Source organism: Belnapia arida, assembly GCF_016773205.1.
Classification (GTDB): domain Bacteria; phylum Pseudomonadota; class Alphaproteobacteria; order Acetobacterales; family Acetobacteraceae; genus Belnapia; species Belnapia arida.
In genome coordinates this window covers 206,009-219,021 of sequence record NZ_JAETWB010000006.1, presented here as the reverse complement: position 1 = coordinate 219,021, position 13,013 = coordinate 206,009, and the positions used below count along the sequence as shown (strand labels likewise).

14 protein-coding genes are annotated in these 13,013 nt (G+C 71.5%); 8 read left to right on the top strand and 6 right to left on the bottom strand.

Annotation, left to right across the window (positions count from 1 at the left end; translation table 11 throughout):
- Positions 1-89: 89 nt before the first annotated feature.
- Genes JMJ56_RS15535 through JMJ56_RS15515 form a run of 5 tightly spaced genes read right to left on the bottom strand, consistent with a single transcriptional unit; the run spans position 90 to position 2,503 of the window.
- Positions 90-995 (bottom strand): MBL fold metallo-hydrolase, encoded by a 906-nt coding sequence (locus JMJ56_RS15535; RefSeq protein WP_202832657.1) that lies wholly within the window; start codon positions 993-995, stop codon positions 90-92.
- Between the two features lie 52 nt (positions 996-1,047).
- Complete coding sequence (locus JMJ56_RS15530) at positions 1,048-1,410, bottom strand: DUF2155 domain-containing protein (protein ID WP_202832656.1); 363 nt, start codon at positions 1,408-1,410, stop codon at positions 1,048-1,050.
- Entirely contained in the window at positions 1,407-1,625 is a 219-nt protein-coding gene (locus JMJ56_RS15525; protein WP_202832655.1) for a hypothetical protein, read from the bottom strand. Before JMJ56_RS15525 ends, JMJ56_RS15530 begins: the two co-directional genes overlap by 4 nt.
- Positions 1,622-2,143: an outer membrane lipid asymmetry maintenance protein MlaD gene (mlaD, locus tag JMJ56_RS15520; RefSeq protein ID WP_202832654.1), complete on the bottom strand. Its 522-nt coding sequence runs from the start codon at positions 2,141-2,143 to the stop codon at positions 1,622-1,624. The genes JMJ56_RS15525 and mlaD overlap by 4 nt, the downstream gene beginning before the upstream one ends.
- Positions 2,144-2,146: 3 nt before the next feature.
- A complete protein-coding gene (locus JMJ56_RS15515) occupies positions 2,147-2,503 on the bottom strand; it encodes an NADH:ubiquinone oxidoreductase subunit NDUFA12 (RefSeq protein ID WP_202832653.1) in 357 nt (118 codons plus the stop codon).
- A 194-nt stretch (positions 2,504-2,697) separates the two neighbouring features.
- On the opposite strand from JMJ56_RS15515, the gene JMJ56_RS15510 reads away from it, so the two are divergent.
- The 4 genes from JMJ56_RS15510 to JMJ56_RS15495 are packed head-to-tail and all read left to right on the top strand — an operon-like array spanning position 2,698 to position 6,921.
- Positions 2,698-4,254, top strand: coding sequence for a TSCPD domain-containing protein (locus tag JMJ56_RS15510; RefSeq protein ID WP_202832652.1), 1,557 nt, complete (start codon positions 2,698-2,700; stop codon positions 4,252-4,254).
- 10 nt (positions 4,255-4,264) lie between these two features.
- Complete coding sequence (locus JMJ56_RS15505) at positions 4,265-4,729, top strand: RidA family protein (RefSeq protein WP_202832651.1); 465 nt, start codon at positions 4,265-4,267, stop codon at positions 4,727-4,729.
- Positions 4,730-4,778: 49 nt separating this feature from the next.
- Positions 4,779-5,711, top strand: a complete 933-nt coding sequence (locus JMJ56_RS15500) for a dihydrodipicolinate synthase family protein (protein ID WP_202832650.1) — start codon at positions 4,779-4,781, stop codon at positions 5,709-5,711.
- Positions 5,712-5,748: 37 nt separating this feature from the next.
- On the top strand, positions 5,749-6,921 hold the full coding sequence (locus JMJ56_RS15495; RefSeq protein ID WP_236037795.1) for a GNAT family N-acetyltransferase: 1,173 nt from the start codon (positions 5,749-5,751) through the stop codon (positions 6,919-6,921).
- Here JMJ56_RS15495 and JMJ56_RS15490 read toward each other — a convergent pair whose 3' ends face one another.
- The gene (locus JMJ56_RS15490) at positions 6,922-8,526 is read right to left on the bottom strand and encodes an ABC transporter substrate-binding protein (RefSeq protein ID WP_202832649.1); all 1,605 of its coding nucleotides are present in this window, start codon (positions 8,524-8,526) and stop codon (positions 6,922-6,924) included.
- Between the two features lie 119 nt (positions 8,527-8,645).
- Between JMJ56_RS15490 and JMJ56_RS15485 the strand changes: the two genes are divergently transcribed.
- From JMJ56_RS15485 to JMJ56_RS15470, 4 genes are read left to right on the top strand one after another with little or no spacing between them, the layout of a single operon-like run.
- Positions 8,646-9,521, top strand: coding sequence for a DMT family transporter (locus JMJ56_RS15485; protein WP_328702396.1), 876 nt, complete (start codon positions 8,646-8,648; stop codon positions 9,519-9,521).
- Entirely contained in the window at positions 9,518-11,569 is a 2,052-nt protein-coding gene (locus JMJ56_RS15480) for a DNA/RNA helicase domain-containing protein (RefSeq protein WP_202832648.1), read from the top strand. The genes JMJ56_RS15485 and JMJ56_RS15480 overlap by 4 nt, the downstream gene beginning before the upstream one ends.
- 28 nt (positions 11,570-11,597) lie before the next feature.
- The gene (locus JMJ56_RS15475) at positions 11,598-12,554 is read left to right on the top strand and encodes an SPFH domain-containing protein (RefSeq protein WP_202832647.1); all 957 of its coding nucleotides are present in this window, start codon (positions 11,598-11,600) and stop codon (positions 12,552-12,554) included.
- Entirely contained in the window at positions 12,539-12,970 is a 432-nt protein-coding gene (locus JMJ56_RS15470) for an NfeD family protein (protein ID WP_202832646.1), read from the top strand. The genes JMJ56_RS15475 and JMJ56_RS15470 overlap by 16 nt, the downstream gene beginning before the upstream one ends.
- Positions 12,971-13,013: the final 43 nt, after the last annotated feature.

The following is a 13,013-nucleotide window of genomic DNA, read 5'->3' as shown; positions in this document are numbered from 1 at the left end:
CGAGTGCGCCCGCCGAAGTTGGGACCTGGCAGGGATGTCCAGCAGTCGAACCGGCCCACCAGCGCCTCCTCGTAGGGCAGGCGGAAAGGCTACGGGCGGACTTCGGGCAGGTCGAGGCTGCCGCCGAAGGGCAGGGTGCCGAACTCCTCCGCCGCCACCCCCGCCGCCGCGCGGGCCTCGGCGAGCCAGGCCTCCGGCCCTTCGATCGCCTCGTCGGTCAGCCCGGCGAAGGTGCCGAAATGCATCCCCAGGCTTCGCCGCGCCCTGAGCGCCCGATGCGCCCGCACCGCCTCGCCCGGGTCCATGTGCTGGGTGCGCATGAAAAAACGCGGCTCATAGGCCCCGATCGGGATGAGGGCGAGGTCGATGCGCGGGAAGCGTGCCGCGATCTCCGCGAAATGCGGGCACCACCCGCTATCCCCGGCGAAGTAGACGGTCGCCCCTTCGGCCTCGAGGATGAAGCCTCCCCACAGGCTGATATTGCGGTCGAACAGCGTGCGGGCGGAGAAATGCTGCGCCGGCACATAGGTGACGCGCAGCCCCGCCACCTCTGTAGACTGCCACCAGTCCAGCTCCGTCGCCCCGCGGATGCCGGCCTTCGCCAGGTGCCGCGCATTGGCGAGGCCGGTGACCGCCGGCGGCGCCCAATGTCGGCGCACCTGCCGCAGCGTCGGCAGGTCGAGATGGTCGTAGTGGTTATGGCTGACCAGCAGCAGGTCGCAGCCTGGCAGTGCCTCCAGCGCCTGCCCCGGCGCCCGCACGCGCTTCGGCCCGGCGAAGGCAAGGGGGCTCGACCGCTCCGACCAGACCGGGTCGACCAGCACGCAGCGCCCGCCGAGCTGGACGAGGAAGGAGGCATGGCCGATGAAGGTCGCGCCGATCCGCCCCTCCGGCAGCCGCGGCGGCGGGGGCTGCGGCGCATCCTCGATCCGACGAGGCCAGGGCACCGGTGTGCTCTCGCGCCGCCAGCGGAGGACGTCGCGGAAACTCTTCACGTCCGGTCATGGACGTTGTGGAAGCGCTGACCGTCCCAATGGTCGGACGGGGCTATTTGCAATCGAGGACCCGGAGGTCATAGACCGGGTGCTCCAGCATGCTGACGCCCGGCGCATTGGCGAACATCCAGCCGCGGAACACCTCCTGGAAGCCGGCCGCCCGGCGGCTGTCGCTCACCTCGAGGAAGGCGGCGGCATCCGGCACCTCGTCGGGCGGGCGGGCATTGCAGGCGGCGACCTTGACGGTGAGCGTCCCGAACTGCGTCGCCTGCCCCACCGGCGCGCGGAGGACGGAGACGCGGGCCGTTACCTTGTCGAGGAGCTGGAGTTCGGCCTGCCCCTTCGGCAGCCAGTCCTGCGACTGCGCCATGGCGGCCATGGGCAGCAACAGGGCGAGGGCGGCGAGCCGCATCATGGCTTCCGCTTCGGACTCGGGAGTGCCGCGACCATGTCGCTCAGCATCCGCCGCAGTGCCGCCTCGTCGACGCCCATCAGCACGGCATCCTCGAAGGCGTCGCGCATGACCTGGGCGAGTTCCTCATGGTTCTCGGCGAGGACCTTCAGCTTCTCCCGGCAGGAGATCGGGCTGCCATCGGCGCCCGGCCAGGTCTCTGGCGGGGCGAGGCTCACCGCGTGGGAGCGGTGGTCCCGCCCTGGGGCTGGCCGCCTTCCTGGCTCTGCTGGTTCTGGCTGTTCATCTGCGTCACCGAGAAAATGAAGCGCCCAAGCAGGGATTCCAGGCTGACCGAGCCCTGCGTCTCGGTGATGCGCGACCCATCGGCGAGCAGCTTGTCGCTGCCTCCCGGCACCAGCGAGACATACTTGCCGCCGAGCAGCCCCTCCGAAGTGATCTCGGCCGAGGTATCATCCGGCAGGCGGAGGCTGCGGTCCACGCGCATGGTCAGCACCGCGCTGAAGCTCTGCGGGTCGATCCGGCTGTCGGTCACGCTCCCCACCTTGACGCCGGCGATGCGGACATCGGCGCCGTTCGAGAGGCCATCGATCTTGTCGAAACGTGCAGTCAGCGACATGCCATCGGCACTGGCGCTGCCCCGGCCGCTATGCAGCACCGCATAGGCCAGGAAGACGGCGGCGATCAGGAGCACGATGCCGCCGGTGGCGACCTCGGCGAGGCTGCGTCCCTTCATGCCTTACGAACCCGGCGTCCAGGCTTCGTAGTCGCCGGTTGTGACCGGGCGCGCACCGCCGACATAGTCGTGCCCGGCAGGACGGTAGGAATGCGCCGTGCCGGTGAGGTTCGGCAGATGCTCCTTCTGCCAGGGGTAGCGCTTCGCTTCGGGCAGCGGGGCCTCGGTGGTGTGGTGCAGCCAGGCATGCCATTCCGGCGGCACCACGGTCGGGTCGCCGCCCTTGGCGAAGATCGCCCAACGCCGGGTGCGATTGTAGATGGGCTGCTTCGACTTGCTCTCGAAATACACATTGCCGAAGCGATCGGTCCCGACCTTGCGGCCGAAGAGAGCGGAATGGAGGCGCAGCAGGACAGGCATGGGGCCGGGAAAGCTCCTGGGGGATGGCCACCCAGCACATGGGGGCGGGATCGCGGGCGGACAATCGCACAAGCCCTGCTGCGGCGCAAAGGCAGGCGGGCAGGCGCAGCTATCCACAGGATGTTGCGTCACCGGGGCCCCTTCAGCACCAGATACGGCTTCCCGCCCGGCGCGAGGCGCCCTAGCATCACGCCATGGCACTGATCACCGGAACCCTGTGGGAAGAGGTCGCCCTGCGCCGGGCCCGCGCCGCGGCCGACCCCGATGCGCCGCCGCGCGCCGTCGCCCTGCCGCTCGGCTGGGATGCGGAAGCCGCCGCGGCGCTTGCCGCCCTTGCCCCAGGGCAGGGGCCGGTCGCCCTGCCGCGCCTCGCCGAAGGCTGGATCGCCCGCGTCACCCGCACCGGGCAGAAATCCGGCATCGTCGACGCCGCCGGCGCCGCCCGCCTCGCCGAGGAACTGCGCGGCCTCCTGCTGGCACGGCGCGGCGCGCCCGGCGCCGAGGTCTGGCGCGGCGAGGGGAGCAAGGCGGATCCGCGCTTCGTGCTCAACCTGCCGGCTTTCCTTGAGCCTGGAGGCGGCTTCGACCTCGAGGGCTATGCCGAGGCCTGCGCGCTCGGTGTCCGGGCGCTGGACGCGCTCGGCGGAGCGAAGGCCAGCCGGCTGCGACTCGGCTTCGCCGACCTCGCCGGGCTGCTGGCGGCGCTCGGCCTCGCCTATGACAGCAAGGAGGCCCGCGCTACCGCCGGCGCCATCGCGGCCCTCACCCGCGGCGCTGCGGAAGCCGAGTCGGGCCGCATTGCCGCCCGGCTCGGGGCGCGGGAGCCGGTCGCCCTGCTCTGGCCGGCGCCGCCTGCCGAGACTCCGGTGCCCGGCCTCGCCGCCGCGGCCCGCGCCGCGCTCGATGCTGCAGCCACCTCGCCTGGGCTCCGGCACCAGGGGCTGCTGGCGCTCGCCCTGCCCGATGCGGTGGAGGCGCTGCTCGGAGCCGAGACGGGCGGCATCGCTCCCGCCGCCGGCTCCACCCGCGCCGTGCTGACCGAAGGCGGCGAGTTGGCGGAGGTGCCGACCCGCGCCGCCCTCCTCATCGCCCGCGACCACGCCGCCCGCGCCGGCGCCCTGCTTGCCTCGGTGCCCGAGCGGGCCCGCGCGGCGATGCGGGAGGCGGTGGCGCCGTTCCTTCACGCCGTCCCGCCGGCCCCCGTCGCGCTGCCCGCCCCCGCCCAAGCGGTGCCGAAGCCGCAGCCCATGCTCCGCCGCCATGCCGGGACGACGCTGCATGTCACCGTCGGCGGCCACAGGGTGGCGCTGCGGACGGCGGAGGATGCCGCCGGCAAGCTGCTGGAGATTGCCTTCACCCTGTCCAAGGAGGGCGCAGCCTATCGCAGCCTGATGGACGGCTTCGCCCAGTCCGTCTCGCTCGGGCTGCAGAATGGCGTGCCGCTGGCCGACTATGTGGAGGCCTTCGCCTATACCCGTTTCGGCCCGGCCGGGCTCGTGGAGGGCGACCCGGCCATTCCGCGCGCGACCTCGGTGCTCGACTGGGCCTTCCGCCGGCTGGCACTCGACTATCTCGGCCGGCGCGACCTGCCGCAGCCCTCCGAGGAGGATTGCCTGCCGGACTCGCCCGGCACCGCCGCGCAGCAGGCGCCGCTGCTGCCGCTCGACCTGCCGCCGCAGCCGGCGCCGGGGCGTGAGGCCGCCGCTGCAAGCCCGCGGGGGCGGCGGCGCACGCTCAGGCTCGTTGGATAAGGAGACCATCATGGCCGGACGCATCGAGGCCCGCCTCGCCGAACTCGGCATCGCCCTGCCGACCCCGGCGGCGCCCATCGCCAATTACGTGCCCTTCAGCGTCAGCGGGAAGCTCGTCGTCGTCTCCGGCCAGATCCCGCTGAGGGAGGGCAAGATCGCCTTCACCGGCAAGGTCGGCACGGCCGTCTCGATGGAGGATGGCGTGGCCGCGGCCAAGCTCTGCTTCGTCAACCTGCTGGCGCAGCTGAAGGCGGCGGCGGGCGACCTCGACCGCGTCGCGCGGGTGCTCCGGCTCGGCGGCTTCATCGCCGCCGGTCCGGACTTCACCCAGCATGCGGTGGTGATGAACGGCGCCTCCGACCTTGCCGTCGAGGTCTTCGGCGATGCCGGACGGCATGCGCGCACGACCATCGGCGTGCCCTCCCTGCCGGGCGATGCCGCCGTCGAGGTCGAGGGGATTTTCGAGCTGGCTTGACGCGAGGACCCGTGCGTCGCCTCCTTCCCGGCAAAGGCAGGAGACGCGCATGAGCCAGACCACGCCGACGCCCCGCTACCGTGGCGTCTTCCCCGTCGTCCCGACCATCTTCGACGAGCGCGGCGCTCTCGACATCGAGGGGCAGAAGCGCTGCATCGACTTCATGATCGAGGCCGGATCCGAGGGCCTCGCCATCCTCGCCAATTTCTCCGAACAATTCCTCCTCGCTGATGAGGAGCGGGAGCGGCTGACGCCCCTCATGATCGAGCATATCGCCGGCCGCGTACCGGTGATCGTGACGACGACGCATACCTCGCCACGCATCTGCGCCGAGCGCTCCCGCCGCTCGCAGGAGGCGGGGGCGGCGATGGTGATGGTGATGCCGCCCTACCACGGCGCCAGCATCCGCTTCCCCGAGGCGGCGATCCACGCCTTCTACCAGACCGTCTCGGATGCGATCGGCATTCCGATCATGATCCAAGACGCGCCCGTCGCCGGCACGCCGCTCTCGGCGCCCTTCCTCGCCCGCATGGCGCGGGAGATCGAGCATGTCGCCTATTTCAAGATCGAGGTGCCCTTCGCCGCTGCCAAGCTGCGCGAGCTGATCGCCCTCGGCGGGGCGGCGATCGAGGGGCCGTGGGACGGCGAGGAGGCGATCACCCTGATGGCCGACCTGGAGGCGGGCGCGACCGGCTCCATGACCGGCGGCGGCTATCCGGACGGCATCCGCCAGGTCACCGATGCCTGGTTCGCCGGCAAACGGGAGGAGGCGGCGGCCGCCTACCAACGCTGGCTGCCGCTCATCAATTACGAGAACCGGCAATGCGGCCTGCTGGCCGCCAAGGCGCTGATGAAGGAGGGCGGCATCATTGCCTGCGACGCCCCCCGCGCGCCGCTGGCGCCGCTGCATCCGGCAACGCGGGCCGGGCTCGTCGAACTCGCCCGGCGCTGCGACGCGATGGCGCTGCGCTGGGGCAAGTAGTGGCCTGGGGCCTTGCCCTCGCGCTGCGGCGCAGCACATGCTCCCGGCAATGGCCCCCACCAACCTGACCCTCAGCCTCCACCGCGCCATCGCCGAAGTGCCGGCCGCGGACTGGGATGCCTGCGCCGGCGGGGGCAACCCCTTCGTCAGCCATGCCTTCCTCGCCGCGCTGGAGGAGAGCGGCAGCGCCACCGCCCGCACGGGCTGGCTGCCGCAGCATGCGGTGCTGCGCGACCCGGGCGGGCGCCTGCTGGCTTGCGCGCCCTGCTACGCGAAGAGCCACAGCCAGGGCGAATACGTCTTCGACTATGGCTGGGCGGATGCCTTCGAGCGGGCCGGGGGGCAGTACTACCCGAAGCTCCAGGTCTGCGCGCCCTTCAGCCCCGTGCCCGGCCCGCGGCTGCTCGCGCATCCTGAGGCCAGGCTCGGCCCCGCCGCCATGGCGCAGGGCCTGGCCCAGGCCTGCGAGGACCTCGGCCTCTCCTCCGCCCATGTCACCTTCTGCGAGGATGCGGAGTGGGAGGCACTCGGCGAGGCCGGCTGGCTGCAACGGCTGGGGACGCAATTCCATTGGCACAACAAGGGCTATGCCAGCTTCGAGGACTTCCTCGGCGCCCTGTCCTCGCGCAAGCGGAAGGCGATCCGGCGCGAGCGGCGCGACGCGGCGGCCTCCGGCTTCGTGCTGAAGACGCTGCGCGGTCATGAGATCACGCCGAAGCACTGGCGCGCCTTCCACCGTTTCTACCGCAGCACCACCGACAAGAAATGGGGCCGCAGCGCCTATCTCACCCAGCGCTTCTGGCCGCTGATGGGGGAGGCGCTCGGCGATGCCGTGGTGCTGATGGTGGCCGAGCAGGATGGCGAGCCGGTCGCCGGCGCGCTGAACCTGCTGGGGCGGGAGGCGCTCTATGGCCGCAACTGGGGCAGCCTAGTGGATGCGCCCTTCCTGCATTTCGAGCTCTGCTACTACCGGGCGATCGACTTCGCCATCGAGCACGGCCTGCCGCGCGTCGAGGCCGGCGCCCAGGGCGAGCACAAGATCCAGCGCGGCTACCTGCCGACGCCGACCTACAGCGCGCACTGGATCGCCCATGCCGGGCTTCGCCGCGCCATCGGCGACTTCCTTGAGCGCGAGCGCCCGGCCATGCTGCAGGAGATGGAGGCCCTCGCCACCCTTTCCCCCTTCAGGAAGGATGACGAGGAGGGCTGATCAGGCCCGCTTCACGCCCCAGAAGGAGATGATCTCCGAGATCGGCTCGGTGATCGTCTTCCGCCAGGCGGTCGAGGCGAAATACTGGCCGAGCGGGAGGTAGGGCGCCTCGTCGAGCACCACCTGCTGGATTTCGGCGGCGATCTTCTGCTGCGCGGCGAGGTCGGGCGCGTCGAACCAGGAGAGGCGCAGCGCCTCCAGCTTCGGCACGTCCGGCCAGCCGAACCAGGCACTCTGCCCGTTCGCCCGAAGATAGGTCATGACGCCGGGGTTGATGCCGTCGATGCCGTTCCAGGTGGTGTGGAACATGCTCCACCCGCCCTTCTCGGGCGGCTCCTTGCTGGAACGGCGCTGCACCAGCGTGCCCCAGTCGGAGACCCGGAAATCCACCTTCATGCCGAGGCGCTTCAGCAGGTCCTGCCCGACCTCGCCGAGCGCGGTCAGCGTCGGCTGGTCGCTCGGGCTCATCACCACCACCGTCTCGCCGTTGTAGCCGGCCTCGCGCAGCTCGCGGCGGGACCGCTCGATGTCGCGCGGCCCGGTGATCGCCTCCAGCGCCGCCTCGTTCGCCAGCGGCGTGCCGGGGGTGAAGACCCCGATGCCGGCCTTCCAAAGCGAGGGGTCGGCCCCCGCCGTCGCGGTCATGTAGTCGGCCTGCGACATGGCGCGGAGGATGGCGCGGCGCACCGCCGGCTTGTCGAAGGGCGGGTGCAGCGTGTTGAAGATGCCGGTGCCGAAGGTGCCGAGCGGGTTGCTCCTCTTCATCATCACGTCGCGGGAGCGGCGAAGCAACGGCAGCAGGTCGTTCGGCGGGTTCTCCCACCAATCCACCTCGCCGTTCTGCAGGGCGGCGGCCGCCGTCGCCGGGTCCGGCATCACCGCCCATTCGACGCGGTCGAAGAACACCTGCTTCGGCCCGGCGCCCCAGTCCGTCGTGCCGCCCTCACGCGGCTTGTAGTCCGGGTTGCGCTCATAGACGACGCGCGCGCCGACGATCCGCTCATCCGCCTTGAAGCGGAAGGGCCCGGAGCCGATGGTCTCGCGGATCTGCGTGTTGGCATCAACGCTTGCGATGCGCTCCGGCATGACGAAGAGGGCGGAGGGTCCGACCTTCGCCAGCGTCTCCAGCATCGGACCGAAGCGCTTGTTGAGGCGGATGGTGAAGACCCGGTCCTCCGGCGCCGCCATCTCGGCGACGCGCGCCATCAGCGCCTGGCCGAGCGCATCCCGCTGCGCCCAGCGCCTGATGGAGGCGATGCAGTCCCGCCCGCGCACCGGCTCGCCGTCATGGAAGCGCAGGCCCTCGCGCAGGGTGAAGCGCCAGGACAGCCCGTCCTGCTCCACCACATGGCCCTCGACCATCTGCGGCTGCGGCCGCAGCTTGCTGTCGAGGCCGTAGAGCTGGTCGTAGATCATCATCGCGTGGTAGCGCGTGATGTAGGCGGTGGTGAAAACCGGATCGAGCACGGTCAGGTCGGATTGCGGCACGAAGCGCAGCACGCGCGCGGCGCTGGGCTGCGCCAGCGCGGGGCCGGCCAGCGCGGGGCCGGCCAGCCCGGCGGCGGCGGTGGCGGCGGCCCCTGTGAGCAGGGTGCGTCTCAGCATAGGCGGTCTCTCCCGGCGGCAATGGAGGGGACCGGCGTCTCCGGCGCGGAGGCAAGCACCCCCCGATGCGGTGCGCAAGCACCATGCTATGAGCCGGAAGGGAAGGGGGATTGCCGCCGGTGCTGCTTGCCTATGCCCAACTGGCCGGCGCGATGGCGCTGGTCGGCGCCAATGTCGGCGTCGCCAAGCTGCTGGCCGCGGCGCTGCCCATCCCGATGATCGCCTGCCTGCGCTGTCTCCTCGCCTGCGCCGTGCTCTGGCCGCTGGCGAGGATCATGGAAGGGCGCGTCCGGCCCGGCGCGTCGGCGCTGCGAAACCTCGCCTTGCAGGCGCTCTTCGGCACCGCGCTCTACAATGCGGGGCTGCTGGCCGGCCTGCGGCTGACGACGGCGCTGGAGGGCGGACTGGTGTTGGCGACACTGCCGGCGGTGGTGGCGCTCGGCAGCGCGCTCTGGCTGCGGGAGCGGCTGTCGCCCCGGCAATGGGCCGCGGCGGGGCTGGCGGCGGGCGGCATGGCGGCGATCACCCTGGCCCGGCTCGGCGACGGGGCGGAGGGGCACTGGCTCGGCAACCTGCTGGTCTTCGGCGGGGTGCTGGGCGAGGCGGCCTATGTGCTGCTCGCCAAGCGCATCGCCGGCTCCGTTCCGGTGGTGACGGCGAGCCTCTGGATGCAGGCCTTCAGCGCCGCGATGCTGCTGCCGCTCTCCCTGCCGGGGATCGGCGCCCTGGCGGCGCTGGCCGATCCGCGCCTCGCCGGGCTGCTCGTCTTCCACAGCCTGACGGCGAGCGTGCTTTGCCTGCTGCTCTGGTATGCCGGGTTGAGGCGCGTGCCGGCCGGAGTGGCGGGTACCTTCACCGCCTTCCTGCCTGCCACCTCATTGCTGGTGGCGGTCGCGGTACTGGGCGAGGCGTTCACCGCGGTGCATGGGGTCGGATTCGTGCTGATGGCGGCGAGCCTGCTGCTGGCGACCTGGCCGAGACGGAGACAGTCATGAAGGCCTGGTTCGCCTGCACCGGCGCCGAACTCCTGGCGATGACGCCGGACCGGGTCGCCGCCGAACTCGCGGCGGCCCAGATGCGTCGGCGACTGTCGAGCGAGCCGACGCAACTCTCCGCGTGGCGCGAGCAGGCGGTGATCCTGGCCGATGCGGCCGATCGATGCGACGGGCAGGATTGGACGATCGCCTTTGAATACGATCTCCTGCGCCTCGAAAAGCGGATCGATGCCGTCCTGCTAACCGACCGGGCGATCCTGGTCCTGGAGTTCAAGACAGGCGCGACGTCCGTGAGTGCCGCCGACCGCGCCCAGGCCGAGGACTACGCCCAGGATCTCTTCGATTTTCACGCGGCCAGTCGCGGCCATCCCATTCTGCCTGTCATCGTCGCCACCCGAATGGCCAAGCCGGCGCCCTTTCAACCGCCCCTCCCGATCCCCGGCCTATCACCCGCAACCGAGGCGAGCGCCTCTAGCCTGTCTGGTCTGATTGCGGCATCGGCGTACAGCCTGCCCCAGCCGACCGCGCCGCTCAGCGGCCCAGCCTGGCTCGCGGCGCCGTATCGGCCGGTGCCGACGATCATCGAAGCGGCGGCGACCCTCTTCGCCCGCAACAGCGTCGCCGACATCGCCGCGGCGCGGGCCGATGCGCCCAATCTCGCCCGCACGACGCAGGCGATCCAGAAGGCGCTCGACATCGCCCGTGCCGCTGGGGAGCGCGTGGTGATCTTCGTGACGGGCATCCCTGGGGCCGGAAAGACCCTTTGCGGTCTCAACACCGTCTTCGGGGAGGTGCGGCGCGAGGGCTCCGCCTTTCTGACCGGCAATGCTCCGCTGGTCGCCGTGCTGCGCGAAGCCCTCGCCTGCAACCGCGCCGGCATCGACCTGGCACTCGGCCCGAGCAACGATCCGGAACGCCGGAAGCGGTCAGGGCGGCTGCGGCAAGCGCGGCACGAAGCCGCCGCCGCGCTGCAGAACGTGCATCGCTTCCTGGCGGACAACGCCCATCGGGATCACCCGCCCGCCGAGCGCGTCATCGTCTTCGACGAGGCGCAGCGCGCCTGGGACGCGCACCAGGCCGGCCGCGACACCCAGCGAAGGGTAAGCACCCTGACCATGAGCGAGCCCGCCCATGCCCTCGCTATCATGGGCCGCCACCAGGGATTTGCCGCGATCGTAGCCTTGATCGGGGGCGGCCAGGAAATCAACACCGGCGAAGCGGGGTTGCGGGAATGGGGTCGCGTGATCCGCTCCACGCCGGGCTGGCGCGCTGTCGCGGCCGGCACCGTCCTGACCGCGACCGAGGCCTCGCAGCGCCTGGCCGACGCCGAGGAGCCCTGGCTGCTGACCGATGCGGACCTGCATCTCGACATCTCGATGCGCAGCATCCGCGATGACGCCGCGGCCCGTTGGGTCGATGCCGTCCTGCGCGGAGAACGTGGCGAGGCGGCAGCCATCGCCCGCGCCTCGGCTTCGCTCCCGTTTCTCGTGACCCGGTCACTCGATGCCGCGCGTCAGGGCTTGCGTGCGGGCACGCCAGGATTGCGGCGGTGCGGCTTCGTCCGGTCCTCCGGCGCGAAGCGGCTACGGGCGGAGGGTTTCGATGCCCAGCTGATCGGGACGGATGAGCCGGTTGCCTGGTTCCTCGAGCGCTGGCCGGATGTCCGGGCCTCCGATGCGCTGGAAACCGCGGCAACCGAATACGCGTGCCAGGGATTGGAACTCGATACGGTCGGCCTGGCCTGGGGCGGGGACTTCCGGCGAGGCCATGCGGGCTGGGAGGCTTGGCGCTTCGCCGGAACCGCGTGGCAGCAGGTGCGAGGCGCGAGCGAGACCGAGTTCATCCGCAACACCTACCGCGTGCTCCTCACCCGCGCCCGCTATGAGACCGTCATCTGGGTCCCACCCGGCTCTCGCGCCAGCGACCCCTTCCACGACCGCACCCGTCCCGCCGTCGAGATGGACGCCATCGCCGACTACCTCCTGGCCTGCGGCGCCCGCCCGCTGCCGCCCCCGGCTCCGCCCCGGCCGGCGCCATCGCTGCTATGATGGCCGCGACCCCCTTCGGAGCCCCCGGATGACCGGCACCACGATCGTCCTCATTGCCCTCCTGCTGCTCGCCATCGTCACCGCCGCTCGCGGCATCCGCACCGTCCCCCAGGGCCAGGTCTGGACGGTCGAGCGCTTCGGCGCCTTCACCCGCCTGCTGCAGCCGGGGTTGAACTTCCTCATCCCCTTCATCGACGCCGTTGGCCACAAGCTGAACGTGCAGGAGGTGGTGCTCGACATCCCTGAGCAGTCGGTCATCACCAAGGACAATGCGACGGTGGTGGTGGACGGCATCGTCTATTACCGGGTGATGGACCCGGCCAAGGCGGCCTATCAGGTGCAGAACCTGCAGCAGGCGCTGAACGCGCTGGCGATGACCAACATCCGCGCCGTCATCGGTGAGATGGACCTCGACGCCACCCTCTCCTCGCGCGAGCGCATCAACTCCTCCCTGCTCGCCATCCTTGACGGTGCGACCGACCCCTGGGGCGTGAAGGTCAGCCGCGTCGAGCTGCGCAAGGTCGAGCCGCCGGAGAACCTCGTCCGCGCCATGAACCTGCAGATGACCGCCGAGCGCGAGCGCCGCGCCACGGTCATGAAGGCCGAGGGCGACCGGGCGGCGGCCATCCAGCGCGCCGAGGGCGAGAAGCAGGCCCTTGTCCTCCAGGCCGAGGGGCGGCAGCAGGCGGCGCTGCGGGATGCCGAGGCGCGGGAGCGGCTGGCGGAAGCCGAGGCCCGCGCGACCGAGATGGTCGCCGCGGCCGCCGCCGGGGCAGGCGGCGATGCGCTGCGCTACTTCATCGCCGACAAGTACGTGAAAGCCTTCGAGGCGCTGGCCGCCAACCCTGCCAGCAAGCTCGTCGTGGTGCCGATGGAGGCCTCCGCCATGGCCGGCGGCATCACCCAGGCGATGGAGTTGCTGCGGCAGGGCCCGCCGGCCGCCGGGCCGGCGCCGGTGGGGAGCGGCCCGTGGAACCGGGGCTGATCTGGATCCTCGCAGGGCTGCTGCTGCTTCTGGCGGAACTGGCGATCCCCGGCGTCTTCCTGGTCTGGATCGGCCTTGCCGCGCTCGGCACCGGCGCCTTGCAGCTGCTGGCCGTGCTCTCCTTCGGGATGGTGGTGACGGTCTTCCTGGTGCTGCTCGGGGCCGGCATCTGGCTCTCGCTACGGCTCCGCCGCGCCGCCCCGCCGGCGGCCTTGAACACGCCCGGCTCCGGCCTGGTCGGGCGGAGCGGCATGCTCCTGCCGCTTGGTGAGGCGGAAGGGCCGGGGCTTCGCGTCCGCATCGGCGATTCGGAATGGCAGGCGCGGCTGCCGCTTGAGATCCGCGCGCCGGAGCGGCCGCTGCGCGTCCGGGTCGAGGCGGTGGAGGGCACCACGTTGATCGTGCGGCCGGAATAGCGAGGCGGGCTTGAACCGGGCCGGGGTTGCGGCAACATCTCCC

Coding starts and splice junctions, on each gene's coding strand:
- mlaD (WP_202832654.1), bottom strand. CDS start 2,143: ATGAAGGGACGCAGCCTCGCCGAGGTCGCCACCGGCGGCATCGTGCTC.
- JMJ56_RS15490 (WP_202832649.1), bottom strand. CDS start 8,526: ATGCTGAGACGCACCCTGCTCACAGGGGCCGCCGCCACCGCCGCCGCC.
- JMJ56_RS15505 (WP_202832651.1), top strand. CDS start 4,265: ATGGCCGGACGCATCGAGGCCCGCCTCGCCGAACTCGGCATCGCCCTG.
- JMJ56_RS15500 (WP_202832650.1), top strand. CDS start 4,779: ATGAGCCAGACCACGCCGACGCCCCGCTACCGTGGCGTCTTCCCCGTC.
- JMJ56_RS15480 (WP_202832648.1), top strand. CDS start 9,518: ATGAAGGCCTGGTTCGCCTGCACCGGCGCCGAACTCCTGGCGATGACG.
- JMJ56_RS15495 (WP_236037795.1), top strand. CDS start 5,749: ATGCTCCCGGCAATGGCCCCCACCAACCTGACCCTCAGCCTCCACCGC.
- JMJ56_RS15515 (WP_202832653.1), bottom strand. CDS start 2,503: ATGCCTGTCCTGCTGCGCCTCCATTCCGCTCTCTTCGGCCGCAAGGTC.
- JMJ56_RS15510 (WP_202832652.1), top strand. CDS start 2,698: ATGGCACTGATCACCGGAACCCTGTGGGAAGAGGTCGCCCTGCGCCGG.
- JMJ56_RS15530 (WP_202832656.1), bottom strand. CDS start 1,410: ATGATGCGGCTCGCCGCCCTCGCCCTGTTGCTGCCCATGGCCGCCATG.
- JMJ56_RS15475 (WP_202832647.1), top strand. CDS start 11,598: ATGACCGGCACCACGATCGTCCTCATTGCCCTCCTGCTGCTCGCCATC.